At 62.2% G+C, this 25,314-nt stretch carries 22 protein-coding genes; 14 read left to right on the top strand and 8 right to left on the bottom strand.

Annotated features, from left to right (window positions below):
• Positions 1-36: 36 nt before the first annotated feature.
• Positions 37-1,374, top strand: a complete 1,338-nt coding sequence (locus AB1462_RS18885; protein WP_259194177.1) for a DEAD/DEAH box helicase — start codon at positions 37-39, stop codon at positions 1,372-1,374.
• Positions 1,375-1,417: 43 nt separating this feature from the next.
• On the opposite strand, the gene AB1462_RS18880 is transcribed toward AB1462_RS18885, so the two are convergent.
• Positions 1,418-2,644 (bottom strand): TIGR03862 family flavoprotein, encoded by a 1,227-nt coding sequence (locus AB1462_RS18880; RefSeq protein WP_367247614.1) that lies wholly within the window; start codon positions 2,642-2,644, stop codon positions 1,418-1,420.
• Between the two features lie 171 nt (positions 2,645-2,815).
• Positions 2,816-3,736, bottom strand: coding sequence for a histone deacetylase (locus AB1462_RS18875; protein ID WP_259194179.1), 921 nt, complete (start codon positions 3,734-3,736; stop codon positions 2,816-2,818).
• A 76-nt stretch (positions 3,737-3,812) separates the two neighbouring features.
• Here AB1462_RS18875 and AB1462_RS18870 point away from each other — a divergent pair, with 76 nt between their 5' ends.
• Genes AB1462_RS18870 through AB1462_RS18860 form a run of 3 tightly spaced genes read left to right on the top strand, consistent with a single transcriptional unit; the run spans position 3,813 to position 5,889 of the window.
• Complete coding sequence (locus AB1462_RS18870) at positions 3,813-4,382, top strand: GNAT family N-acetyltransferase (protein ID WP_090399575.1); 570 nt, start codon at positions 3,813-3,815, stop codon at positions 4,380-4,382.
• Between the two features lie 41 nt (positions 4,383-4,423).
• Positions 4,424-5,293 (top strand): acyl-CoA thioesterase II, encoded by an 870-nt coding sequence (gene tesB, locus AB1462_RS18865; RefSeq protein WP_027605282.1) that lies wholly within the window; start codon positions 4,424-4,426, stop codon positions 5,291-5,293.
• The gene (locus AB1462_RS18860; RefSeq protein ID WP_259194181.1) at positions 5,290-5,889 is read left to right on the top strand and encodes an HAD family hydrolase; all 600 of its coding nucleotides are present in this window, start codon (positions 5,290-5,292) and stop codon (positions 5,887-5,889) included. Before tesB ends, AB1462_RS18860 begins: the two co-directional genes overlap by 4 nt.
• Before the next feature lie 120 nt (positions 5,890-6,009).
• Here the strand turns inward: AB1462_RS18860 and AB1462_RS18855 are convergent, their stop codons facing one another.
• Genes AB1462_RS18855 through AB1462_RS18845 form a run of 3 tightly spaced genes read right to left on the bottom strand, consistent with a single transcriptional unit; the run spans position 6,010 to position 8,333 of the window.
• The gene (locus tag AB1462_RS18855) at positions 6,010-6,987 is read right to left on the bottom strand and encodes an alpha/beta hydrolase (RefSeq protein ID WP_367247613.1); all 978 of its coding nucleotides are present in this window, start codon (positions 6,985-6,987) and stop codon (positions 6,010-6,012) included.
• A complete protein-coding gene (locus AB1462_RS18850) occupies positions 6,988-7,875 on the bottom strand; it encodes a neutral zinc metallopeptidase (RefSeq protein WP_259194183.1) in 888 nt (295 codons plus the stop codon).
• Positions 7,876-7,919: 44 nt separating this feature from the next.
• On the bottom strand, positions 7,920-8,333 hold the full coding sequence (locus tag AB1462_RS18845) for a lipoprotein (RefSeq protein ID WP_090399585.1): 414 nt from the start codon (positions 8,331-8,333) through the stop codon (positions 7,920-7,922).
• A gap of 198 nt (positions 8,334-8,531) precedes the next feature.
• On the opposite strand from AB1462_RS18845, the gene AB1462_RS18840 reads away from it, so the two are divergent.
• Positions 8,532-9,410: a DMT family transporter gene (locus tag AB1462_RS18840; RefSeq protein ID WP_090399587.1), complete on the top strand. Its 879-nt coding sequence runs from the start codon at positions 8,532-8,534 to the stop codon at positions 9,408-9,410.
• Here the strand turns inward: AB1462_RS18840 and AB1462_RS18835 are convergent, their stop codons facing one another.
• Entirely contained in the window at positions 9,411-10,745 is a 1,335-nt protein-coding gene (locus tag AB1462_RS18835; RefSeq protein ID WP_367247610.1) for an MFS transporter, read from the bottom strand.
• 223 nt (positions 10,746-10,968) lie between these two features.
• Between AB1462_RS18835 and quiC the strand changes: the two genes are divergently transcribed.
• Together quiC and AB1462_RS18825 are read left to right on the top strand one after the other, a co-directional pair.
• The gene (gene quiC, locus AB1462_RS18830; protein WP_090399592.1) at positions 10,969-12,870 is read left to right on the top strand and encodes a 3-dehydroshikimate dehydratase QuiC; all 1,902 of its coding nucleotides are present in this window, start codon (positions 10,969-10,971) and stop codon (positions 12,868-12,870) included.
• Between the two features lie 80 nt (positions 12,871-12,950).
• Complete coding sequence (locus AB1462_RS18825; RefSeq protein ID WP_090399815.1) at positions 12,951-13,616, top strand: TetR/AcrR family transcriptional regulator; 666 nt, start codon at positions 12,951-12,953, stop codon at positions 13,614-13,616.
• Between the two features lie 359 nt (positions 13,617-13,975).
• Here AB1462_RS18825 and AB1462_RS18820 read toward each other — a convergent pair whose 3' ends face one another.
• Together AB1462_RS18820 and aroQ are read right to left on the bottom strand one after the other, a co-directional pair.
• The gene (locus AB1462_RS18820) at positions 13,976-14,824 is read right to left on the bottom strand and encodes a shikimate dehydrogenase (protein ID WP_367247609.1); all 849 of its coding nucleotides are present in this window, start codon (positions 14,822-14,824) and stop codon (positions 13,976-13,978) included.
• Complete coding sequence (aroQ, locus tag AB1462_RS18815) at positions 14,821-15,270, bottom strand: type II 3-dehydroquinate dehydratase (RefSeq protein ID WP_010206717.1); 450 nt, start codon at positions 15,268-15,270, stop codon at positions 14,821-14,823. Before aroQ ends, AB1462_RS18820 begins: the two co-directional genes overlap by 4 nt.
• Before the next feature lie 207 nt (positions 15,271-15,477).
• On the opposite strand from aroQ, the gene AB1462_RS18810 reads away from it, so the two are divergent.
• From AB1462_RS18810 to AB1462_RS18780, 7 genes are all read left to right on the top strand, one after another.
• On the top strand, positions 15,478-15,999 hold the full coding sequence (locus tag AB1462_RS18810) for an RNA polymerase sigma factor (RefSeq protein WP_259194186.1): 522 nt from the start codon (positions 15,478-15,480) through the stop codon (positions 15,997-15,999).
• 63 nt (positions 16,000-16,062) lie between these two features.
• Positions 16,063-17,061 carry a FecR domain-containing protein gene (locus tag AB1462_RS18805; protein WP_367247608.1) on the top strand — a complete coding sequence of 333 codons (999 nt, stop codon included), beginning with the start codon at positions 16,063-16,065 and terminating at the stop codon, positions 17,059-17,061.
• A gap of 150 nt (positions 17,062-17,211) precedes the next feature.
• Positions 17,212-19,962: a TonB-dependent hemoglobin/transferrin/lactoferrin family receptor gene (locus AB1462_RS18800; RefSeq protein WP_367247607.1), complete on the top strand. Its 2,751-nt coding sequence runs from the start codon at positions 17,212-17,214 to the stop codon at positions 19,960-19,962.
• A gap of 103 nt (positions 19,963-20,065) precedes the next feature.
• Positions 20,066-20,686 (top strand): heme acquisition protein HasA, encoded by a 621-nt coding sequence (locus tag AB1462_RS18795; protein WP_367247606.1) that lies wholly within the window; start codon positions 20,066-20,068, stop codon positions 20,684-20,686.
• A 174-nt stretch (positions 20,687-20,860) separates the two neighbouring features.
• On the top strand, positions 20,861-22,597 hold the full coding sequence (locus AB1462_RS18790; protein WP_367247605.1) for a type I secretion system permease/ATPase: 1,737 nt from the start codon (positions 20,861-20,863) through the stop codon (positions 22,595-22,597).
• Positions 22,594-23,919: an HlyD family type I secretion periplasmic adaptor subunit gene (locus tag AB1462_RS18785; RefSeq protein WP_090399607.1), complete on the top strand. Its 1,326-nt coding sequence runs from the start codon at positions 22,594-22,596 to the stop codon at positions 23,917-23,919. Before AB1462_RS18790 ends, AB1462_RS18785 begins: the two co-directional genes overlap by 4 nt.
• Complete coding sequence (locus tag AB1462_RS18780; protein WP_367247604.1) at positions 23,916-25,232, top strand: TolC family outer membrane protein; 1,317 nt, start codon at positions 23,916-23,918, stop codon at positions 25,230-25,232. The genes AB1462_RS18785 and AB1462_RS18780 overlap by 4 nt, the downstream gene beginning before the upstream one ends.
• Positions 25,233-25,314: the final 82 nt, after the last annotated feature.

The following is a 25,314-nucleotide window of genomic DNA, read 5'->3' as shown; positions in this document are numbered from 1 at the left end:
TACGCCCTTGCGCTGAATTTTTCCTACGGTAAACACATGACTTTCGCCACACTTGGCCTGATCGAACCCTTGCTGCGCGCCCTTGAGACGCTTGGCTACCAGACCCCGACGCCGGTGCAGGCGCAAGCCATTCCGGCGGTGCTGGCCGGTCGCGACCTGATGGCCGCGGCCCAGACCGGCACCGGCAAGACCGCCGGTTTCGCCGTGCCGCTGCTGCAACTGCTGACCATGGAAGGGCCTAAAGTCGCCGCCAACTCGGCGCGCGCGCTGATCCTGTGCCCGACTCGCGAGCTGGCCGAGCAGGTTCACGCCAGCGTTGCCGAATACGCCCAAAACCTGCCGCTCACCACCTACGCGGTGTACGGCGGCGTCAGCATCAACCCGCAGATGATGAAGCTGCGCAAGGGCGTCGACATACTGGTCGCTACGCCGGGCCGCCTGATCGACCTGTTCCGCCAGAACGCGCTGAAACTCAACCAACTGCAAACCCTGGTGCTGGATGAGGCCGACCGCATGCTCGACCTGGGCTTCTCCGAAGAACTGGCGAACATCTACCGCATGCTGCCGAAAAAGCGTCAGACCTTGCTGTTCTCCGCGACCTTCTCCGATGACATCCGCCTGCTGGCCGGACAGATGCTCAACGACCCGCTGACCATCGAAGTCAGCCCGCGCAACGTCGCCGCCAACACCGTGAAGCAATGGGTGGTGCCGGTGGACAAGAAGCGCAAGGCGGAACTGTTTGTGCACCTGATGCGCAAAGGCCGCTGGAAGCAAGTGCTGGTGTTCGCCAAGACCCGTAATGGTGTGGATGCGCTGGTGGATAAGTTGCAGGGCCTGGGCATCAACGCCGACGGCATCCATGGCGACAAGCCGCAAGCCACGCGCCAGCGGGCGCTGGACCGTTTCAAATCGAGCGAAGTGCAGATCCTGGTCGCCACCGACGTCGCCGCCCGCGGCCTGGACATTGAAGACTTGCCGCTGGTGGTCAACTTCGACCTGCCGATCGTGGCCGAGGACTACATCCACCGCATCGGCCGTACCGGTCGCGCGGGCAACACCGGTGAGGCGATTTCCCTGGTGTGCGCCGATGAAGTCAACATGCTCTCAGCCATTGAGATGCTGACCCGCCAGACCTTGACCCGCCAGATGGAACAGGACTTCGAGCCGGAGCACCGCGTGCCGGATACCGATGCCAGCGGTCAAGTGGTGAAGAAGCCAAAAAAACCGAAGAAGCCTAAGGCGTCAGGTGGTGGCGGTGGTAAGCGCAACCTCGGCAAGTGGGTGGACAGTGGTGAAGTGGCGCCGTCGGAGCCTTCGATCAAGCCGGTGCGTAAGGTGCCGGTGTTCAATACTGGGCCGCGTAAGAAGAAGTGATTTTGCGGGGTGGCTGATGGCGGCTTTGAATTCACCGCAGATCTCAGCGGTTGAGCCACTCCAACACCCCCAGCCCAGCCGCTCTGCCACTGGCAAAACACCCCGTCAGCAAATACCCCCCGGTCGGCGCTTCCCAGTCGAGCATCTCCCCCGCACAAAACACTCCAGGCAATTGCTTGAGCATCAAGCGCTCATCCAGCGCCTCAAACGGCACGCCGCCTGCGGTGCTGATGGCTTCATCCATCGGCCGTGTCTTCACCAACGTCAACGGCAGCGCCTTGATATCCACTGCCAATTGCGCCGGGTCGTTGAAATGCTCAGCAGGTGCCAACTCGCGCAGCAGCGCCGCCTTGACCCCATCCAAACCCAATTGACTGTGCAAATGCTTGCTCACCGAGCGTGAACCGCGTGGCTTGGCCAACGCCGCCTGAACCTTGTCCAACGGCTTGCTGGGCAGCAAATCGATATGCACCGTGGCTGAGCCCTTACGGTTGATCGCCTCACGAATCGGCGCCGACAGCGCGTAGATCAGGCTGCCCTCAATGCCGGTGGCGGTGATCACGCATTCGCCGAGTCGCGGCTTGTCATCCCCCAGGCCGATGGCGACGTTTTTCAGCGGCGCGCCGGCGAATTTGCTGACCATCAATTCACTCCAGGCCGACACCTCGAAGCCGCAGTTGCTGGGTTGCAGTGCCACGTAAGGCACGCCTTTATCCTCCAGCAGCTTGAGCCACGCGCCGTCGGAACCCAGCCGCGACCAGCTGCCGCCGCCCAGAGCCAGGAGGACTGCATCGCTGCGGACGGTTTTCTCGCCTTCCGGGCTGTGGATAAGTAGGTCGCCGTCGGCATTCCAGCCCAACCAACGGTGCCGGGTGTGGATAACCACGCCTTGGTCACGCAGGCGCTTGAGCCAGGCGCGCAGCAGAGGGGCGGCTTTCATATCCGTAGGAAACACGCGGCCGGAGGTGCCGATAAAGGTCTGGATACCCAGGCCATGAATCCACTCGCACAACGCCTCGGCACCAAACGCCCGCAGCAACGGTGCGATGTTCGGTGCGCGCTCGGCGTAGCGCGACACGAACGCCGGGTACGCTTCTGAGTGGGTGATGTTCATGCCGCCCACGCCGGCCAGCAGGAATTTGCGTCCCACCGACGGCATGCCGTCGTACAGATCGACATGCACTCCGGCCAGGCTCAAGACTTCGGCGGCCATCAGCCCGGCTGGGCCGCCGCCGATGATGGTGACGTGTCGTGAGGAGATGTCGGGCATGGGCAGGGCTACGATCGCGGAAATAAGCCGAGCATTCTACCCGAGGAGCGCGGCGCTGCCTGATCAAAAAACGTACAGCTTCCTACAGGGTATACGGATACAGGCTCTCAGACGCTTACGCTCAAGTTATCCACAGGCCGTTCCACAGGCATTGTGGGTAACGCCCACAGTTCAATGACACCCTGATGACGTCCACACCCGCTGCGCGCTGTGGTGCAGGATGCCGTGGCGGCGGGCCAGGGCCGGGCGATCCTTGCTGTAGCCGCCGCCAATCACGCCCATCACCGGGATGTCGCGGCCCAGGCAATGGCGCATTACGCTTTCATCGCGGGCGGCGACGCCTGCGTCTGTCAGCTTGAGGTAACCGAGGGCGTCATCCTTGTGCACATCGACGCCGGCGTCGTACAGCACCAGGTCCGGTTGGTAGAGCGGCAGCAGGTAGTTGAGCGCGTCATCCACCACGGTGAGGTAGTCGGCATCGCCCATGCCCATGGGCAGCGGGATGTCCCAATCGCTCTGGGCCTTGCGGGCGGGGAAGTTCTTTTCGCAGTGCAGGGACACGGTGATCGCATCCGGTGTGTCGTGGAGAATGCGCGCGGTGCCGTCGCCCTGGTGCACGTCGCAGTCGAATATCAGCACGCGGTTGACCCGGCCGCTGGCCAGCAGGTATTGGCTGATCACCGCCAGGTCATTGAAGATGCAAAAGCCCGCCGGGTAGTCGTAGTGGGCGTGGTGGGTGCCGCCCGCGAGGTGGCAGGCCAGGCCGTGTTCCAGCGCTTGCTCCGCCGCCAGGATCGAGCCGCCGACCGCGCGCACGGTGCGCCGGGCCAGGGCGTCGCTCCAGGGCAGGCCAAGGCGCCGTTGGTCTTCGCGGGACAACTCGCCGCTCATGTAGCGTTCGATATACCCAGGTTCATGGGCGAGGGCCAGAATCTCCGGTGGGCATAACGACGGGCGCAGCAATTGGCTGTCTTCGGTCAGGCCGCTGGCCACCAGGTGGTCACGCAGCAGGCGGAACTTGTCCATGGGGAACCGGTGGTCTGCCGGGAACTCAGGGCTGTAGTCATCGTGGTAGATCAATGGCAAAGGCATGGGATTTTCTGACGGGGATCTGCGAAGGATCTTAACAGCGCTGTACACTCACGCACATGGCAAGGGGAGGGGACCCATGGAGGAGATATTGCAATTGGAAAGCGCGCGCCTGGTCATGCGCCAATGGCGCGATGCCGACCTGACGGAATTTGCGCGCATGTGCGCCGACCCGCAGGTGATGCGCTATTTCCCGGCCAGATTGAGTCACCTGGAAAGTGCCGCCCTGATCGGCCGGATTCGCGGCCACTTCGCCGAATACGGTTTTGGCCAGTGGGCCCTGCAACGCAAGGACACCGGTGAGTTCATCGGCCTGACCGGGTTGCAGAACGTCAGCTTCGAAGCGGGCTTTACCCCGGCGGTGGAAATCTGCTGGCGCCTGGCCCGTGAGCATTGGGGCCTGGGTTATGCCAGCGAGGCGGCCTGGACCGCGCTGCGCTGTGGTTTCGACCGTTTGCAGTTGGACGAAATCGTCGCTTTCACCACTCAAGCCAATCTGCCATCACAAAAAGTCATGCAGGCCATCGGTATGCATTACGATCCCCAGGCAGATTTTGCACACCCCAAGGTCGCAGCCGATGACCCGCTGTGCCCCCACGTTTTATACCGCATCACCCGCGCCCAATGGTTGGACACGCTGCACGGATAAGCAGCCCGGAATGCCCTATCGATTGTTGTAGGAGTTGCTCTATGAGCCAAGTATTGGAAGATCTGGTGGACTTGCTGACCCTGGAGCCGATCGAGGAAAACCTCTTTCGCGGCCGCAGCCAGGACCTGGGTTTTCGCCAACTGTTCGGTGGCCAGGTGCTCGGCCAGTCGTTGTCGGCCGCCAGCCAGACCGTCGAAGAAGCGCGGCACGTGCATTCCCTGCATGGTTATTTCCTGCGCCCTGGCGATGCGAAGTTGCCGGTGGTGTATTCGGTGGACCGCGTCCGCGATGGCGGCAGTTTCAGTACGCGCCGTGTGACGGCGATCCAGAAGGGCCACCCGATCTTCACCTGCAGCGCTTCGTTTCAGTATGACGAGGCCGGCTTCGAGCACCAGACCACCATGCCTGTGGTGGTCGGCCCGGAAAACCTGCCGTCGGAGCTGGAGCTGACCCAGCAGCGCGCGCACCTGATCCCCGAGCATATGCGCGACAAGCTGCTGTGCCCCAAGCCGATCGAAGTGCGCCCGGTCACCGAAAAAGACCCGTTCAACCCGCAGCCGTCCGACCCGGTCAAATACGTGTGGTTTCGGGCCGATGGCGCCTTGGCGGATACGCCGGCGCTGCACAAATACCTGCTGGCCTACGCGTCCGACTTCGGCCTGCTGACCACCTCGTTGCTGCCCCACGGCAAGACCGTGTGGCAGAAAGACATGCAGGTCGCCAGCCTCGATCACGCGCTGTGGTTCCACGCCGACCTGCGTGCCGATGACTGGTTGCTGTACGCCATGGACAGCCCATGGGCCGGCAATTCCCGTGGGTTCTCCCGCGGGAGCGTGTACAACCGCGCCGGGCAACTGGTGGCGTCGGTGACCCAGGAAGGCTTGATTCGCCATCGCAAGGATTGGGCATGAGCCTGACGGACGTTAAGCACTGGGTGTTCGACATGGACGGCACCCTGACGGTCGCGGTGCATGACTTTGCGGCGATTCGCGTGGCCCTGGACATTCCCCCCGAGGACGACATCCTCACCCACCTCGCGGCCTTGCCGGCGGACATCGCAGCGGCCAAGCATGCCTGGTTGCTGGAGCATGAGCGCGAGCTGGCGCTGGGCTCCGTCGCGGCGGACGGTGCGGTGGAGCTGGTGCGCGAGCTGGCCGGGCGGGGTTATCGCCTGGGTATCCTGACCCGCAACGCGCGGGAGTTGGCGCATATCACCCTGGAGGCGATTGGCCTGGCGGACTGCTTTGCCGTGGACGATGTGCTGGGTCGCGACGATGCGCCGCCCAAGCCCGATCCGGGTGGGTTGTTGAAGTTGGCGGCGGCGTGGGATGTATCGACGAGCGAGATGGTGATGGTTGGGGATTACCGCTTTGACCTGGACTGCGGTCGGGCGGCGGGGACCCGAACGGTGTTGGTCAACCTGCCGGAGAACCCGTGGCCGGAGCTGGCGGATTGGCATGCTGCAGATTGCGCGGTACTGCGCCGGATGATCCAGCCCAGGCAATAGAAATCAAATGTGGGAGGGGGCTTGCCCCCGATGACGGTGGGTCAGTTATAGATGAGCTGACTGACACACTGCTATCGGGGGCAAGCCCCCTCCCACATTTTGAGACTGTTTCTTCCGGTATTACTGAGTGAACAGTACCTTCTGCCCTTCGGGCGACGTAAACATCCCATCCCCGTCATGCCCCACCCCCGGCACTTCCACCAGCGTCTGGCTCAATTGCGGATGGCGCTGCTTGAGGTAGTCAAAGTAGTTGTGCCCGCGAATCAGCCGATACGCGCCCTGGGTCTCGGCTTCGCAGCTTTTATCCAGCGCCGGGTGGTTCGGGTCGGTGTCCTGCTGGCCCAGCAGGTAAGTGATGTTGCGTGACACGTAGGTCTGCTCAAGCTGCTCGGCGCTTTGGCCCTGGGCGTAGGCCGGCAGGTGCTGCATGCCGTACTTCCAGTCGTTGAAGCCTGGGCAACTGGCTGCGTCAAACTTCACCGGTCGCTGTGGGCTGAAGTAGGCATAGGACGATGGGTTGGCCACCACATAACGCAGGCGGATGCCCTTGGTTTGCAGGATAGGGTGGGCGTGGCCGGTGAGGGCGAAGCGCTGCACCACCTGGCCACCGCCGGAGTGACCGGCGACCACGATTTCCTTCAGCGCCGGGAACAGCGTGCGGTTGCCCAGGTGCTTGATGATCTGGTCGAGGGCGCCGAAAGAGCTGATCTGGCCCGGGCCGGTCGAGGCGCCGCCGGCCATCCAGTCATTGCCGTTCCAGCGCAGCAGCTGGGTGTCCAGGTGGTTGCGCTTCACGTCAGAGCCGTTGAGAAACTGCGGCGCGATCACCAGGGTGTTGGCGGCAACCCCGGCGTGTTCGGCGGCATCGATCCCGCTTTGCAGGTAGGTCTGCGCATTGCGCAGGCGCCCATGCACGATGATCACGGCGCGGGTGACGTCAGGCAGTGGCTGGCGCCAGTCCTGGCTCAAGCCGAGGCTGAGGTCGCCGGCTTCGAGGTGAAAACGACCGGGGCTGACCACCTTGACGCCATGCTCGGCGGCCCAACTGGCGGTGCAGGTCAACAGCAAGCCCAGCAGGAGTCCCGATCGTATAGTCATCTATAGGCTCTTGGCAGTGAACGTGTCGCATTGAGTGATCTGACCCTGGGCGAAGCCGGTCTTGAACCAGCGAACCCGCTGCGCCGAGGTGCCGTGGGTAAACGAGTCCGGCACCACGCGCCCCTGACCCTGTTGCTGCAAACGGTCATCGCCGATGGCGTTGGCGGCATTCAGGGCTTCTTCGATATCGCCGGGCTCCAGCCAGTTCAGGCGTTTTTGCGCACGGTTGGCCCATACGCCGGCGAAGCAGTCGGCTTGCAGCTCCTGGCGTACCAGCAGGCCGCCGTCGCCTTGCATCTGCCGGCCTTGCTGGCGTGCGGCCTGGATCTTCGACGAAATGCCCAGCAATGTTTGTACGTGGTGCCCGACTTCGTGGGCGATCACATAGGCCTGGGCGAAATCGCCGGCAGCCTGGAAGCGTTGCGACATTTCCCGGAAGAAATCCAGGTCCAGGTACACCTGCTGATCCGCCGGGCAATAGAACGGGCCGCTGGCCGAGGTGGCGCCACCGCAGGCGGAATTGACCCGGCCACGGAACAGAATCAGTTTCGGGTTCTTGTAGACCAGGCCGTTTTCCTGGAACACCTGGCCCCAGGTGTCTTCGGTATCGCCCAGCACTGCCCGTACGAAGTCGGCTTGCTCATCGTTGGCCGGCGGTGCCTGGCGCGATTGCGTGCTGACCGAGGGCGCCTGCTCCATCTGGCCGGTCAACTGGCCGAGGATCTGCAGCGGGTCCTGGCCGGTCAGCCAGCCGATACCGACGATCAGCACAATCGCGGTCAGGCTCAGGCCCTTGCCGCCACCAAAGCGCATCCCTCCACCGCCGCCGCCACTGTCATCGCGGGCATCCACCACGTTGTCGCTGCGTCGGCCTTTTTTCCATAGCATGGGGCAATCCTCTGTGTGCTGACCGTGATTGAGTATGGTCGGTATTAACGGCAATAGCCTTCGCCGGTGGCGACGATCAGGCAGTCTTTTTTATCCGCCAGCCATTTCAGCCCGGTCGCTTCGCCATCGCCGGCGCGCAGCAACTGCGGGCCGTCCGGGCGGGTAAAGGCGATGCCGTCTTCGGCCGCTTCACCCTTGAAGGTACCCGAGTCGTCGGCGTCGAGGCCGTATTGCATGGTCAGGAGGTAATGGCCACGGCCGATGCTGTCGTCCTTGGCGATGGTCAGGTTCAGGCCTTCGACGCCGATCCATTTGCCGACCCATTTATCGGTGGGCGGGGTTTCGGGGACCAGGGTAGCTTGCACGGAAGGCGGCGCGGGTTTGGGCGCTGGCTTGGACTCCTGGTTGCAGGCGGTCAGCAGGGTAAGGGCAGAAAGAACAAAGAGGGTTTTTTTCATAGCGGCAAGGCCTTGGTTAAAAAGTATGCAGCGCGGGGCTAAGATGCTGCGTTGGACTCGAATCCCGTGATTTAGTGCGCTGTTCGCCCGGTGTTTGGTTATGCTCTTGGGGCAGACTCCGGCCCGGCTGCTAGATTACCGGGTTGAGCGCTACTTCGTTCAGTGCTCAGCGTTCCGCCCGCCACGCAAGAGAATTCCATGACTGTCAGCACCCCCCTTTCCGGCGTCAACCATCCCTTCAAAGGCATTGTGCTGATTGTGGCGGCGACGTTTCTGTTCTCCAGCCACGACGCCTTGTCCAAATACCTGGCCGGGTTCTACCCGATCGTGATGGTGGTGTGGGCGCGCTACCTGGTGCATACCTTGCTGATGGCCGGGATTTTCCTGCCGCAATCGGGGCTACGCGTGCTGCGCAGTAAACGCCCGGGGATGCAGGTAGTCAGGGCCTTGTGCTTGTTGGGCACCAGCCTGTTTTTCACGACGGCATTGCATTACATCCCGTTGGCGGAAGCCACGGCGGTGAACTTCCTCGCGCCGATCCTGGTGACGGCCCTGTCGGTGCCGCTGCTCGGCGAGCATGTGACACGCGGCCAATGGCTGGCGGTGATCTGCGGCTTTATCGGCGTGCTGGTGATCATTCACCCAGGCGGTGAGTTGTTTACGCCTGCGGTGCTGCTGCCGCTGTGCTCGGCGCTGTTCTTCTGCTTCTACCAACTGCTTACGCGCATCCTCAGCCAATACGACACCCCGACCACCAGCAACTTCTTCGCCGGCCTGTGCAATACCTTGGTGATGAGCGCGATGGTGCCGTTCTTCTGGCAGATCCCGACGCTGTGGCACGGCGTGATGATGTTGGCGCTGGGCACCTGCGGGATGACCGCGCACTTGATGCTGACCCAGGCGTTCCGCTTTGCGGCGCCGGCCTTGCTGGCGCCGTTCGGCTATTGCCAGATCGTATTCGCGGGGTTGTTGGGTTGGCTGGTGTTCAACCATACCCCCGATATGACCACGGTGGTCGGTATCGGGGTGATCTGCATGAGCGGGTTGGCCGCTGCCTGGCAGCAGCGGCGCAGGTGATCAGGCGTCTACGGTAGGAATCTTGCGCGGTGCCATGAAGTACATCCAGGTCAGCGCAATGAAGTACATCGCCGGGATCAGGGTGAACAACACGGTGTAGTTGTTGTTGGTCACGGTGAGGATGTGGCCGACGATCTGGGTCATGAACATGCCGCCGATGGCTGCACACATGCCGCCGAACCCGAACACCGTGCTCATCATGTGCTTGGGTGTGTAGTCCATCACCAGGCTCCAGATGTTGGCGGTCCAGGCCTGGTGCGCACCGATGGCCAGGGAGATGGCAAACACCGCGACCCACAGTTGGCTTGAGCCGGCCGCCATGATCACGCCGATGATGCAGCAGGCAAACAGCAGCATCGACAGCAACCGCGCCTTGATCGAGTTCATCCCACGGCCGATCAGGAAGGACGACAGAATCCCCCCACCCACACTGCCGAAGTCGGCTGTCAGATAGATGATGATCAGCGGGATACCCATCTGCGTCACGTTGATCCCCAGGTTGTACTGCTGGTTCAGGAACGGCGGCAGCCAATACAGGTAGAACCAGAACACCGGTGCGGTGAGTGCATAGGCGATGGCAAAGGCCCAGGTGCCGCGCATGCGCAGGATGCGGCTGAACGGTACGCCAGGTTGTTCCGGTTCGACTTCCCGTTGCACGTAGTCCAGTTCGGATTGTTTAACGGTCGGGTGGTTTTCCGGGTTGTAGTACTTCAAACCCCAGAACACCAGCCAGATCGCGCCCAGCGACGCCATGCACAGGAACGCAGCCTGCCAGCCCCACGCATGCAGAATCAGCGGCAGCAGCATCGGCGTCATCATTGCGCCGACGTTGGTGCCGGCGTTGAAGATACCGGTGGCCACCGCACGCTCACCGGCGGGGAACCACAGGCGGGTGGTCTTGACGCAGGCGGGATAGTTGGCAGCTTCGGTCAGCCCGAGAATAAAGCGGCAGACCATAAAACCGACGGCCGAAGTGGCCAGGCCATGGGCACCGGTGGCCAGGCTCCACAGCAGAACCGCGCAGAAGAACACGCGTTTGACGCCCACGCGGTCGATCAGTCGGCCTTGCAGCACAAAACCGATGGCGTAGCCGACCTGGAACCAGAAGTTGATGTTGGCGTAGTCCATCGCCGTCCAGCTCATTTCCTTGGCCAGGATCGGTTGCATCACGCCCAGGGCGGCACGGTCGATGTAGTTGAGGGTGGTGGCAAAGAACACCAGGGCCAGCATGCCCCAGCGGGTTTTACCCACGGCAAGGGCGCCGCGGATCTTGTCGCCGATGCCGGCGTGCGGGGTGCCCGGGCGCGCGGCCAGGGCGGAGTTTTGCGAAGGCATGTGGTTGTACCCGTTTTTTGAAATTTTTATGAGGTGTTGTGGGTCTTCTTTTGGGTGTCGCTGCGTGATTGATGGTGCGCAGTGGCTAAAAAATCGTCAATTCGCCAAAGAGGCTTAGTGTTCGATAATCGCACCAAAAACTAACCGGTTCGTACATTTTAATTGCTGCGGGTAGTCTGGGGGCGAATAATTTGCCACAAACAACAATTGCCGGGAGTCGTCCATGCAACGTTCCATCGCCACCGTGTCCTTGAGCGGTACCCTGCCGGAAAAGCTCGAAGCCATTGCCGCCGCCGGGTTCGATGGGGTGGAGATCTTCGAAAACGACTTGTTGTATTACGACGGCAGCCCCCGAGAAGTCAGGCAGATGTGCGCCGACCTCGGCATCGCCATCACCTTGTTCCAGCCGTTTCGCGACTTTGAAGGCTGCCGCCGCGATCGCCTGGCGCGCAACCTGGAGCGCGCCGAGCGCAAGTTCGACCTGATGCAGGAACTGGGCACCGACCTGGTGCTGGTGTGCAGCAATGCCTCAGCCGATTGCGTCGGCGATGAACGCATCCTGCTGGACGACCTCAGCCTGTTGGCCGAACACGCTGGCCGTCGCGGCCTGCGCATTGGTTATGAAGCGTTGGCCTGGGGCAAGCATGTGAACACCTGGCAGCAGGTGTGGAACCTGGTGCGCCAGGTCGATCACCCGAGCCTTGGGGTGTTGCTCGACAGTTTCCATACGCTGTCGCTCAAGGGCGACCCGAGTGCCATCGCGCAGATCCCCGGCGACAAGATCTTCTTCGTGCAAATGGCCGACGCGCCGATCCTGGCCATGGATGTCCTGGAGTGGAGCCGGCATTTTCGCTGCTTCCCCGGCCAGGGCGAATTCGACTTGGCGGGGTTCCTCGCGCCGATCATCAAGAGCGGCTACACCGGGCCTTTGTCTCTGGAAATCTTCAACGATGGCTTCCGCGCCGCGCCGACCCGCGCGAATGCGGCGGATGGCCTGCGTTCCTTGCTGTACCTGGAAGAAAAAACCCGCGAGCGTTTGCAACAGGAGGCGCCCGCGCAACCTGTCGAGATTCTGTTTGATACCCCTGCGGCCAGCGAGTACGACGGTATCGAGTTCCTCGAATTCGCCGTGGATGAAAACCTCGGCGCCAAGCTCACCCATTGGCTGGAGCGCCTGGGTTTCGTCAAGGCCGGCCAGCACCGCTCCAAGAGCGTGAGCCTGCTGCGCCAGGGTGACATCAACCTGATCCTCAACTGCGAACCCTATTCCTTCGCGCATAACTTTTTCGAGGCCCATGGGCCGTCGTTGTGCGCCACGGCGATTCGGGTCAAGGACAGCGCCAAGGCCCTGGAACGAGCGGTGGCCTACAAGGGCCAGCCCTATCGCGGCCTGGTCGGGCCCAACGAGCTGGAGCTGGCGGCAGTACGCGCGCCGGACGGCAGCCTGATTTACCTGGTGGATCAGGGTGAGGGGGGGATCTACGACACCGACTTCAATCTGCAAGCGTCCAGCGCTGCGGGCGGGGGGTTGCTGCGCATCGACCATATGGCCATGGCCTTGCCGGCCGACAGCCTCGACAGTTGGGTGCTGTTCTACAAGAGCCTGCTGGATTTCGAAGCGGATGACGAAGTGGTGCTGCCCGACCCCTACGGCCTGGTGAAAAGCCGTGCACTGCGCAGCCGTTGCAGCTCGATTCGCCTGCCGCTGAATATTTCCGAGAACCGCAACACTGCGATTTCCCACGCGCTGTCGAGTTATCGCGGCTCGGGTGTGCATCACATTGCCTTCGACTGCGCGGATATTTTTGCCGAAGTGCGCCGCGCGAAGGAGGCCGGGGTACCGCTGCTGGATATTCCCCTCAACTACTACGACGACCTCGCGGCGCGCTTTGATTTCGATGACGAGTTCCTCAGCGAACTGGCGTACTACAACGTGTTGTACGACCGTGACGCCCAGGGCGGTGAGTTGTTTCATGTGTACACCGAACCTTTCGAGGGACGGTTTTTCTTCGAGATCATCCAGCGCAAGAACGGTTATGCCGGCTACGGCGCGGCCAACGTGGCGGTGCGCCTGGCGGCGATGGCCAAATCCCGCAGCGGCGCGGTGCGCCAGGCGCGTTTATAACGGTAGGCGAGGTGCTTCCTTCGCAAGACGCCTCGGCCCATAATCGCGGCCTGCACAATAAAAATGGCCGTGAGCGCACCATGACCTCAAGTCCCGAACTCCCCGCGGTGTTAGACGCACCGCGCAAGAGTCGTAAGAACAATCCGGAAAAGACCCGCGAGAATATTCTCCAGGAAGCCATCGTCGAGTTTGTTCAGCAGGGCCTGTCCGGCGCTCGCGTGGATGCCATCGCCGAGCGCATCCATACCTCCAAGCGCATGATCTATTACTACTTCGGCAGCAAGGAGCAGTTGTACGTCGAGGTGCTGGAGAAGCTCTACGGCGATATTCGCAACACCGAAACGCGGATGAACCTCACCGCGCTGGAACCGCGAGAGGCGATTCGGCGGCTGGTGGAGTTCACCTTTGATCACCACGATCAGAACGTCGATTTCGTGCGTATCGTCAGCATCGAAAATATCCACAATGCCGAGTACGTGAAACGCACCGAAACGATCAAGGCGATGAACAGCAAAATCCTCGAGGGGCTAGGGGTGACGTTGCGCCGAGGCGCCGAGATGGGCCTGTTCCGCGAAGGGCTGGAACCGTTGGACGTGCACCTGCTGATCAACTCATTCAGCTTTTACCGAGTGTCCAACCGCCATACGTTCAGTGAGATCTTTCAGATCGACCTGTCGGATGAGGCGGTTAAACAACGGCATCGCGAGATGATTTGCGAGTCGGTGTTGCGCTACCTGCAGGCCTGAATACACCCCTAACCCAATGTGGGAGGGGGCAAGCCCCAATGCCAGTCAGTTAAGAGATAGAACAGACAAGTTACCTGTGGCGAGCGGGCTTGCCGAATCGTCGCACCGCCCGCGTTGGGCTGCGCAGCAGCCCCAATAAGAGCGCTGCAGTGCGCCAGGCAGCTTCGGCGCTGTGTTTTGGGGCTGCTGCGCAGCCCAACGCGGGGCAAGCCCGCTCGCCACAGTTACAGTGTTCCTCCTTAACTGACTGGCATTGGGGCTTGCTCCCGATAGCGGTGGATCAGTCAGCTTATGTGTAGCTGACCCACCGCAATCGGGGGCAAGCCCCCTCCCACATTTTTTTGATCCGGTTTCGTCGGTCAGGTATTCATGCTTTTGAAGTGCGCGAGCATTCGCTGCGCGTCCGGCACCTCACCGCTGAACAGTTCAAATGCCTTCACCGCCTGGAACACCGCCATGTTGCCGCCATCCAGGGTGCGGCAGCCCAAGGCGCGGGCGTCGCGCAGCAGTTCGGTCTCCAGCGGGAAATACACAATTTCAGCTACCCACAGTTCGGCTCTCAGCAGCGCCGCTGGCACCGGGGTACCGGGCAGTTTGGCCATGCCCATCGGCGTGGTGTTGACCAGGCCGTCCGCCTCGGCCATGGCGTTTGCAAGGTCGGTGCCGACCTGGGCGCGGCCGGTGCCGAAACGCTGGGCGAGGTTATCCACAAGGTCGCGGGCGCGGCTGGCGTCCACGTCGAAAATACTCAAATGTTCGACACCCTCCGCCAATAACGCATGCGCCACTGCGGCGCCTGCGCCACCCGCGCCCATCTGCACCACGCGTTGGCGCGGCACATCGTTGAGGTTGCGGCGAAAGCCCTCGGCAAATCCCAGGCAGTCGGTGTTATGGCCGATACGCTTGCCGTCCTTGAAGACCACGGTGTTGACCGCGCCGATGCCTCGGGCCTCGTCGGACAAATCATCGAGCAGCGGCAGGATCGCCTGCTTGCACGGGTAGGTAATGTTCAATCCGGTGAAGTGCATCAACTCGGCAGCGTCCAGCAGGTCGGGCAGGGCGTTGATATCCAGGTGCAGGGGCTCAAGGTCAATCAGGCGATACAGGTAACGCAAGCCTTGGGCGTCGCCTTCCTGCTCATGCAGGGCGGGGGTGCGGGAGGCCTGGATGCCGGCGCCGATCAGGCCGGCGAGGATGCGCGGTTTCATCGGGCCGACCCCTTCAGCAACTGGCTGAAATGTTCCAGGGCCAAGTGGTAGCCATGGCTGCCAAAGCCCGCGAGCACCGCCTTGGCGATGGGCGACACGAATGAGTGATGCCGGAACGCCTCGCGCGCATGCACATTGGATAAGTGCACCTCGATCACTGGCACTTCACTGGCTACCAGGGCATCGCGAATCGCCACCGAAGTGTGCGTCCAGGCGGCCGGATTGATCACGATACCGGCGCAGCGGGCGCGGGCGCCGTGGATCCAGTCCAGCAGTTCGCCCTCGTGATTGGTCTGCCGAAATTCGATTTTCAGTCCCAGTTGTTCGGCGCTGCGGCCGCACAGGGCAGCGACGTCGGCCAGGGTTTCATGGCCGTAGGTCGCGGGTTCGCGGGTGCCGAGCAGGTTGAGGTTGGGGCCGTTGAGCACCAGCACGATGGGCGGCATAAAGGGTATCTCCACAGTTCTTGTTCATTGTGGGGATAAAATGTACTGGTTAGTTAATTTGGTCAATTGATGGCAGCGGATATGTTCGATTATCGAACTCTTAATCGCGCAGTGTGCAGGTTCGAATCAGACTACATATCAATTGAAAATCATTCTCGATAACGCTTAAGATGCCCGCCTGTTTCCTTTACATTCCAGGGAGTCGGTTTGTCGGACGTGGATCTCAAAGGCCTGTTTCTCAAGCATGCCGATACCCTGCGCGGGTATCTGGCGCGCAAGGTACGGGACCCGCAGTTGGCTGCCGACCTGGTACAGGAGAGCTTCCTGCGCCTGGCGGAAAAACCGGTCGGCGAGCGTATCGACAACTCCCAGGGCTATCTCTATCGAACGGCGAGCAATCTGCTGATCGACCATATTCGCCAGGAAGCGCGGCGCAAGACAGATTCCGTGCCCCATGAGGCGCTGGCCGAGATTGAAGATGACGTGGCCGGGTTGGAGGCTCAGGCAATGGCGCAGCAACAGCGACAGGCATTGAAGCAGGCGTTGGCGGAGCTGCCGGAACGAACCCAGCAGATCTTCCGTCTGAACCGTATAGAGGGCATGACCCACGCCCAGGTTGCCCGGCATTTGGACATCTCCGACAGTTCCGTGCAAAAGCACCTGGCCAAGGCGTTGGCGTATGTGATGCAGCGCTTGCAGGACGGTGAGGTGGGGCCATCCGACAAATGAATTACGGAAAAACCTCAGCTCAGACGTCACAGCGTCATATAACGAAAAATTCGAGATTCACACGTGAATAGCCAGGGTCAGCAGCAGCACAGCATTACCGAGGAGGCCGCCGAGTGGGCGGTGCGCCTGCACGCCGGTGCCCTGACCGACCAGGAGCAGGCCGAGCTGCGCCAGTGGATCGCCTGCGACAGCCGCCATGAAGCGGCGCTGCGCTTTGCCGAACAGACCTGGGCGGCGTTGGGCGAGGTGCATAAGGACGAGCCGCTGTATCGCCAGCGTCCGTCTGCGGCGGCGCTGCCGCTGCGCCGAACCTCGCGACGAAGGCCGTGGCAGCGTGCGGTGGCGGTGGCGCTGGTCGTGGTGGCGGCGGGCGTTGGCTGGGTGCGCGGGCCGGATGCCTGGTTGCGCATGCAGGCTGACTATGTCACCCAAAAGGGCGAGGTGCGCACCGTGCACTTGGCCGATGGCAGCACGGTGGAGCTGGATTCCGCGAGTGCTATCCGCCTGGATTACGACGGCGTGCAACGGCGCATCAGCCTGATCCAGGGTTCGGCGATTTTTGATGTGGCGCCGATGGTGGGTCAGGAGACCCGCCCGTTCGTGGTGCAGAGTGCCGGCGGGCAGACGCGGGCGCTGGGCACGCGGTTTGTGGTGGCGCGCGAGGCCGAACCCCAGGCATGGGTGGGCGTGTTGCAGCACAGCGTCGAAGTCTCTTTGCATGCCTCGCCGAAAAAAGGCCCGAGCGACCGGGTGCTCCAGGAGGGCCAGGCGGTGCGCTACAACGCCCAGGAGGGTGTCGTGCCCCTGGATCAGTTCGATGTAGACCGTGCCACCAGTTGGCGACGGGGTGTGCTGATCTTTGATCGCCAGCCCCTGGCCAAGGTTATTGAGCAGCTCAATCGCTACCGCCCAGGGCGGGTGGTGTTGACCCATGCCGACCTGGGCGAGCGCGAAGTCAGCGGCGTCTTCCGTCTCGACATGCTCGACAGCGCCCTCGGCACCCTCACCCAGGAACTTCAAGTGCAACGCTTGGACCTGGCAGGCCTCAGCCTGATCTATTGATGACCCGGTGGGAGGCCCGCTCCCACTCGCTTAAAACCCCCGGCTCAAAAACTTTTGAAAAAGTCTTACTGACTTCCTGCGCCTCGTACGTCTTGCTAGGTGAGAAGCATTCGCATAAACAAAAATACGATCAGCGCAGGGAAACCAGAAATGTCAGCACTCACCAAGGGGCGTATCACCGGTAGCCGGTTAGCCCTGGCCATCCACTTGGGCTTGTTCGCCGCAATCGCTCCCGTGTATGCGGCGCAGCCTCAGGTGGGCGCTGCCCAGCCGGCGGTGCTGGCGTTCGATGTGCCGGCGCAATCCTTGGGCAGTGCCATATTGGCCTTTGCCGACCAAGCCGGTTTGCAGGTGTTGTTCGACAGCCCGCGCCTGCAAGGCTTGAGCAGCACCGCGCTCAAAGGCAGCTTCAGCGTGCAGGAAGGGCTTGGCCGATTGCTCGGTGCCACACCGGTGGAATATCGCTTTACCGGCGAGCGGCAGGTCACCCTCAACCGTGTCAGCGACGACCACGCTGGAGCCATCACCGTGGGTACCACCACCATCACCGGCAACACCAATGGCCAGGCCAGCGACTGGGTGTACCAGACCCCAAAGTCCGTGGCGGTGATCAGCCGGGACATGATCGATAAACGTCCGCCCCGCCATGCCGCCGACATGCTTGAAGAAACCGCCGGCGTCTACACTGCCGTCGACCAGCGCGACCCCGGCCTGTCGGTGAATATTCGCGGCGTGCAGGACTATGGCCGCGTGAACATGAACATCGACGGCATGCGCCAGAACTTCAACGTCAACGGCCACCAGCAGCGTAACGGCACCATGCTGATCGACCCGGAGTTCATCTCCAGCATCGAGATCGACAAAGGCAGCCAGTCGGGGCAGGGCGGCGCTGCGGTGTTGGGCGGCATTGCGTCGTTCAAGACCCTGGATGCCAGTGAGTTTCTCAAAGACGGCAAGGACTACGGCGGCCGCCTTCGCGCCGGCAGCGGCATCGGAGCGCTGGGTAACGGCACCGATTTCAACGGCAGCGGCGTGTTTGCCTTTGGTGATGAGCGCGGCGATGTATTGCTGGGCTACAGCGAGCGGCATTTCGGTAACTACCGCGCCGGCAGGCACAACGACGACAACCTGGGCACCAACCTGCGGGCCAGGAAGTATGCGCCGGCTGCCTTCGACGACTGGTTGAACAGCGAAGTCGGCGACACCGGCAGCGTGACCCGCTCACAGATCGTCAAGTTTGGCCTGAACCTGCCCAACGACCAACGCCTGCAGTTGAGCTACCTGGAAACCGACACCGACAGTAACGATGCCTGGGGCTATATCGCCGACGACCTTCAGAGCACCTACTACGTGCGCACCAGCAAAAACAATCTCAACGCGAAAAACGTCGCGCTGGACTACAGCTACAGCCCGGACAACCCGCTGATCGATCTCAAGGCCAAGCTCTATTACGTCACCACCCAGATGGATCGCGGCAACAGCCCCAACCAGGCGTCGCCGGGTACCGGTAACTACGTCGGTGCCTACACCGATCACTTCCAGACCGACACCTGGGGCCTGCAGGGTGACAACACCTCACGGTTTGATTTCGGCGAGCGGGGGCATGTCACCTGGAACTACGGTGTGGAGTTGTATCAGGACGAGTTCAAGCCACGCACCAACAAAGTGGAAGCCACCAACAACCTGGGCTTGTTGCCTTACGCCGAGGGCAGTACGCCGGGGGGCAAACGCACCATCGCGAGCCTGTTCAACAACGCGCAGTACGACTATGGCGGCTGGCTGACCCTGGATGCGGGCTTGCGTTATGACCGCTATCGGCTCGAAGGCGAAACCGGCATGACCCTGTACCGGCGTGATCGTTTCTACAACAGCCTCGTCGGCGCCAGGCGTGTCTCGGAAGTGATCGAGGTTGACCGTGAAGAAGGCCAGTTTTCCCCCACCTTCGGTCTTGCGGTGAAGCCGGGCGTGGACTGGCTGCAACTCTATACCCGTTGGGGCAAGGGCTGGCGGCCACCGGCGGTGACCGAAACCTTCATGACCGGCCGACCCCACGGTGGTGGTTCGGGAGAGCGCGTGTTTCCCAACCCGTACCTCAAGCCTGAAGAGTCACGGGATTGGGAAGTGGGCATGAATGTCTTCAAGGAGGGCTTGTTCTTCAGTGATGACCGCCTCGGCATGAAGGTGGCTTATTTCGATACCCGGATTGAAAACTTCTCTTTCCTCAACACCAGCGTCAGCTTGCCGGAAACCCAGGTGGGTGGATTTCTCGGCACCATGGCTTACGTCAATAACACCAACCCGACGCGGTTTCGCGGGGTCGAATACCAGCTCAATTACGACATGGGGCGCGCGTACGCCAACCTCAGCTACACCCACATGATCGGCAGCAATGAGTTCTGCTCGAAGAACTATTACATGGGCGGCGCCAAGACCACCGGGCCAAGGACCACGCGCCTGGAGCGCTTCACACTGCCGGATGGGCGCATCAGCATACGGCCGGTCACCACCTATGAAGTGTTGGATGACGACGTCGCCAACAACAAGGAAAGCTGCGGGAGAATCATGGGGAATGCCACGTACATGCCTGCCGATCGCGGCTCGCTGACGCTGGGTACGCGCTTGCTGGAAAAACGCCTGGATACCGGTGTGCGTGTGCGCTACAGCTCGGGCAACGGCGAAAACCTCAATCAGCAGGGCTACGAACTGATGGATCAGGCGATGTGGCCCAAGTACACGCTCTATGACCTGTACGCCAGTTACTGGATGACCGATCAATTGAACATTGCACTGGCGCTGGAAAACGCCACCGATGAAGCCTATTTCGTCGCCATGGGCGACGCCAACAACCTCAGCCTGGCGCGCGGGCGAACCCTGAGCGGAATGCTGGAATACAAATTCTGATCAGTGTGCGCAGGCCGCTGATTAACGGTTTTGCCCATGGGTGGGCAAAAAGGCGCGCCGCTCCGGCGTGTTCATCAAAAACGTTGTTTAACGAGGTTTAGTGATGACTATTTCTGTTAGCTACGATTCGGGCCTGGGTTCTCTGTCGGTATCGGACTACCTGAGCTCCTGGGCAGTGGGGTTCAACACGGCAGGTCACGGCACCAGTAACACGGGCGGCTTCAGCAACGGCACCCTCAGCGGCGACCAGTATTCGACCCACGGCGCCAACAACTCCGAGTACGCGTTCATCGCCGACAGCGATACCAGCAATGGCCTGCACTATGTGTTCAACCCGTCGTTGCCTGCCAGCAGCAACCTGAACCACTACCTGTGGGGCGACCTGGATAATGTGCAACTGGGCACTGGTCTGGGTGGCGGCAATGGCAGCGACTTCAGCCTGAGCGACTTCAAAGTCGCGTTCAACGGCCTCGACCTGAGCGCCGCCGAGGGCGCCGGCCGGGCTGGCAACGAAGTACAAAGCGTGATCTACGGTTTGATGCAGGGCGACACCGCCGCGCTGGAAACCGTGCTCAACAACCTGCTCGACGACTTTGGCCTGTCCACTGCCAGCACGTTCGACGAAGTGTCGGCGGGCCTGGCGGCACACGCCAGCGCAGTGTCCACCCACGTTGCCCTGGTGGGCGTGCAGGACGTGGCACAGGACTGGGCACTCGCCGCCTGAACCTGCTGCTGCATGAAAAAAGCGAATGGAAGATCGCTCTCCCATTCGCTGCATTACACCGCCGTCGCCCAAGCCTTCTAACTCTTCCGGCGACGGCGGTGCCGAATTCTGCGCAGCGTCGTATTGCCTGTCAACGCGGCGACGCTGCACGCTCAACCCCACGAGAATCCCCAGATGCGCCACGCCGGCAATGAAACCCTGGCCGCCCTCACGGCCTATAAAGGTGGCTTCTTCAACATCGGCCTGTTCTCGGCGGTGATCAACCTGCTGATGCTGGCCCCGGCGTTGTACATGCTGCAGGTGTACGACCGGGTGCTGGCCTCGGGCAATCAGATGACCCTGCTCATGCTGACGTTGATGATCCTCGGCCTGTTCGGCCTGATGGGCGCGTTGGAGTGGGTGCGCAGCCAGGTGGTGATCCGCCTCGGCACGCAGATGGACATGCGCCTGAACCAGCGGGTCTACGACGCCGCGTTCGAAGCGCAACTCAAAGGCGGCACCCAGGCGGCGGGCCAGGCGTTGCATGACCTGACCACCTTGCGCCAGTTCGCCACCGGCCAGGCGCTGTTCGCGTTTTTCGATGCGCCGTGGTTTCCGGTGTACCTGCTGGTGATCTTCCTGTTCCACCCCTGGCTTGGCCTGCTGGCATTGGGCGGCGCAGTGGTATTGATCGCGTTGGCGTGGATCAACCACCACGTCAGCCAGGCGCCGATGGCCCAGGCCAGCCAACTGTCCATCCACGCCAGCCAGCAGGCCACGGCCAACCTGCGCAATGCCGACACCATCGAAGCCATGGGCATGCTCGCCACCTTGCGCGGGCGTTGGTTCAACCAGCACCAGGCGTTCCTCGCCGAGCAAAACCTGGCCAGTGAAAAGACCGCTGCCGTCACCGCCTGGTCCAAGGGCGTGCGCCTGGCATTGCAATCGCTGGTACTCGGCCTGGGTGCGTTGCTGGCGGTGCAGGGCGATATCACGCCGGGGATGATGATTGCCGGCTCGATCCTGATGGGGCGGGTGTTGACCCCCATCGACCAACTGATCGGCGTCTGGAAGCAATGGGGCTCGGCGCGCCTGGCCTATGAGCGGCTGTCGCAGCTGCTGGCGGCCAACCCGGCGCGACCGCCGCGCATGAGCCTGCCGGTGCCCAAGGGCCAGTTGAGCGTCGAGCAAATCAGCGCCTGCGCCCCCGGCAGCCGTCGACCGGCGCTGGTGAACCTGGGGTTCAACCTGCCAGCGGGTGAAGTGCTCGGCGTGATCGGCCCGTCGGGTTGCGGCAAATCCACCCTGGCGCGGGTGCTGGTGGGCACCTGGGCACCGCTGGCCGGCAAGGTGCGGCTCGACGGCGCCGACCTGGCCCAGTGGGACAAACAACAACTCGGCCCGCACATCGGCTACCTGCCCCAGGACATTCAACTGTTCGCCGGCAGCATCGCCGACAACATCGCGCGGTTTGCCGAGCGGGAAGCCGAAAAAGTCCTCGCCGCCGCGCAAATGGCGGGTGTGCATGAATTGATCCTGCAACTGCCCCAAGGCTACGACACGCCGTTGGGGGAGGGCGGTGCGGGGTTGTCCGGCGGCCAGAAACAACGCGTGGCCCTGGCCCGTGCGCTGTACGGCCTGCCGGCGTTGATCGTGCTGGATGAGCCCAATGCCAACCTCGACGAAGTGGGAGAGCAGGCTCTGCTCCAGGCCATCACCCAGCTTAAGCAGCAGCGCCGCACGGTGATCCTGATTACCCACAAAGCCAATGTGCTGAGCCTGACCGACCAGTTGCTGATCCTCAAGGACGGCCAGTTGCAGGCCTTTGGTCCTACGGCGCGAGTGTTGGAAGCACGACAGAAACCGGCGGCCTCCAAGCCGGTGTCGACCATGAGCATGAGCTACCGCCTTGGTGAAGGAAAACAGGCATGAGCGTGAGTAAACCGGTGCTGGTCAGTGACCGCGCTCACACGGTGTTGGCGCTGGATGATAAAAAATATTCGCGCCTGGGTTGGTGGCTGGTGCTCGGTGGCTTTACCGGATTTATCGGTTGGGCGGCGTTGGCGCCACTGGACAAGGGCGTGGCGGTGTCGGGCAAGGTCATGGTCTCTGGCCATCGCAAGACCGTGCAGCATCCCGCCGGTGGCATCGTCGAACGTATCGACGTGCGTGACGGTGACGTGGTCAACGCCGGCCAGGTGCTGCTGCGCTTGAAGGAAACGCCCTTGCGCGGGCAGATGCAGTCGCTGCGCAGTCAGTACCTGGCGTCCTTGGCCAGTGAGGCGCGCTTGAGTGCGGAAAGCGAAGGTCTGTCCGCCATCACATTCGGTCCTGAATTGCTGAATGAGCCGGAGGCGGCCAACACCCTGAATCTGCAACGGCAACTGTTCACCAGCCGTGCCCAGGCGCTGGCCACCGAGCAACAAGGCCTGCGTGAAACCATCGCCGGCACCGAGGCGCAGTTGCGTGGCACGCGGGATTCCCAAGCGAGCAAGGAGCAGCAGCGCGCGGCGTTGAGTGAGCAGTTGCAAGGGCTGCGCGAGTTGGCGCGCGACGGCTATATCCCGCGCAATCGCCTGCTCGACAGCGAGCGCCTGTATGCCCAGGTCGACGGCGCGATTGCCGAAGACTACGGGCGCATCGGCCAGTTGCAGCGTCAGGTTTTGGAACTGCGCCTGCGCATCCGCCAGCTCGGCGAAGACTTCCAGAAAGACCTGCGCGGCCAGTTGGCCGAGACCCGCACCCGCAGTGACGACCTGCGCAACCGCCTGGCCTCGGCCGAGTTTGAACTGGCCAACAGCCTGGTACGAGCGCCGGCTTCGGGGGTGGTGGTGGGGTTGGACGTGTACACCGAAGGCGGGGTGATCAAGCCCGGCCAGGCGCTGATGGACATCGTGCCCCAGGGCGAACCGCTGTGGGTGGAAGCACGGGTGCCGGTGCAAATGATCGACAAAGTGCACCCGGGCCTGCCGGTGGAACTGCTGTTCTCGGCCTTCAACCAGGCCACCACCCCACGGGTAGCCGGTGAGGTGACGCTGGTCTCCGCCGACCGCCAGGTCGATGAGCGCACCGACGAGCCTTATTACACCGTGCGCGCCCAGGTCAGTGCGGCGGGCATGCAACAACTGGACGGCGTGCAGATCCGTCCGGGCATGCCGGTGGAAACCTTCGTCAAGACCGGTGAACGTTCGCTGCTCAACTACCTGTTCAAACCCTTGCTGGATCGCACTCACATGGCCCTGGTGGAAGAATGAAGGCGCTGTTTTTTACCTTGTGCCTGAGCGTTACCCCAGCGGCGCATGCCTTGGGTTTGCTCGACGCCTACGACCTTGCCCTACGCAATGACCCGACCTTTCAGGCCGCCATCCAGGAACGTGAAGCCGGTGAAGAGCATCGCGTGATTGGCCGGGCTGCATTGCTGCCGAATCTGTCGTGGAGCTACAACAATTCGCGCAACGAGTCGCAAGTGACGGCGGGCGATGTCACCAGCGACCGTGATTACCGCAGCTATGCCTCGACCCTGACCTTGCAGCAGCCGTTGCTGGATTACGAAGCCTACGCGCGCTTTCGCCAGGGCACCGCCCAGGCACTGATGGCCGATGAGCGTTTTCGCGGCAAAAGCCAGGAATTGGCGGTGCGCGTGCTCAGAGCCTACAGCCAGGCGCTGCTGGCCCAGGAGCGTATCGAGTTGAGCCGTGCGCAGAAGCGTGCGTTTGCCGAACGCCTGCAACTCAATGATCGCTTGCTCAAAGGCGGCGAAGGTACGCGCACCGATGTACTGGAAACCCAGGCGCGCTTGAGCCTGGCCCAGGCAGAGGCGCTCGAGTCGCAGGACGCCCAGGATGGCGCCTTGCGCGAGCTGGAAGCGATTGTCGGCCAACCGTTGCAGATCGAAGAGCTGGCCCCCCTGGTCCGCCAATTCGACATCCCGCCCTTGGAGCCCAACCGCTTCGAGACGTGGCGTGAAATGGCCATGGCCAATAACCCCGAACTCAAGTCCCAACACCACGCGCTGGACGTCGCCTCTTACGAAGTGGAGCGTAAACGCGCCGGGCACTTGCCCAAGGTCAGCCTGTACGCCAGCAGCCGCCAGACCAGCTCCGATTCCGAAAGCAGCTACAACCAGAAGTACGACACCAACAGCGTCGGCATCCAGCTCAGCCTGCCGTTGTTTGCCGGTGGCTCGGTATCGGCTTCTACCCGTCAGGCAGGCAATCAGTTGAGCCAGGCCCAGTACGAACTGGACGCCCAAACCTCGGCCACGCTGGTGGAGCTGCGCAAGCAATTCAACCTCAACACCAGCGGCGCGGCGAAAGTGCGGGCTTATGAAATGGCCGTCAGCTCCGCCACGGCACTGGTCACCGCGACGAAGAAAAGCGTCAGCGGCGGTGAGCGGGTCAACCTCGACGTACTCGACGCCGAACAACAACTGTTCACCGCCCGCCGCGACCTGGCGAATGCTCGGCACGCGTATTTGCTGGCGCGGATTCAGTTGAAATATTACGCGGGGTTGCTGAGTGAGCAGGACTTGCGGGCGTTGGCGGGGTATTTCCAGCCGTCGGCCTGACAAAGATATTTGCCAACACACCGATCCAATGTGGGAGGGGGCTTGCCCCCGATAGCAGGGGGGCAATCAGCACACTTTTAGC

Source organism: Pseudomonas sp. SB113, assembly GCF_040754745.1.
Taxonomy (GTDB): Bacteria; Pseudomonadota; Gammaproteobacteria; order Pseudomonadales; family Pseudomonadaceae; genus Aquipseudomonas; species Aquipseudomonas grimontii.
This window is presented reverse-complemented; position numbering and strand designations above follow the sequence as displayed.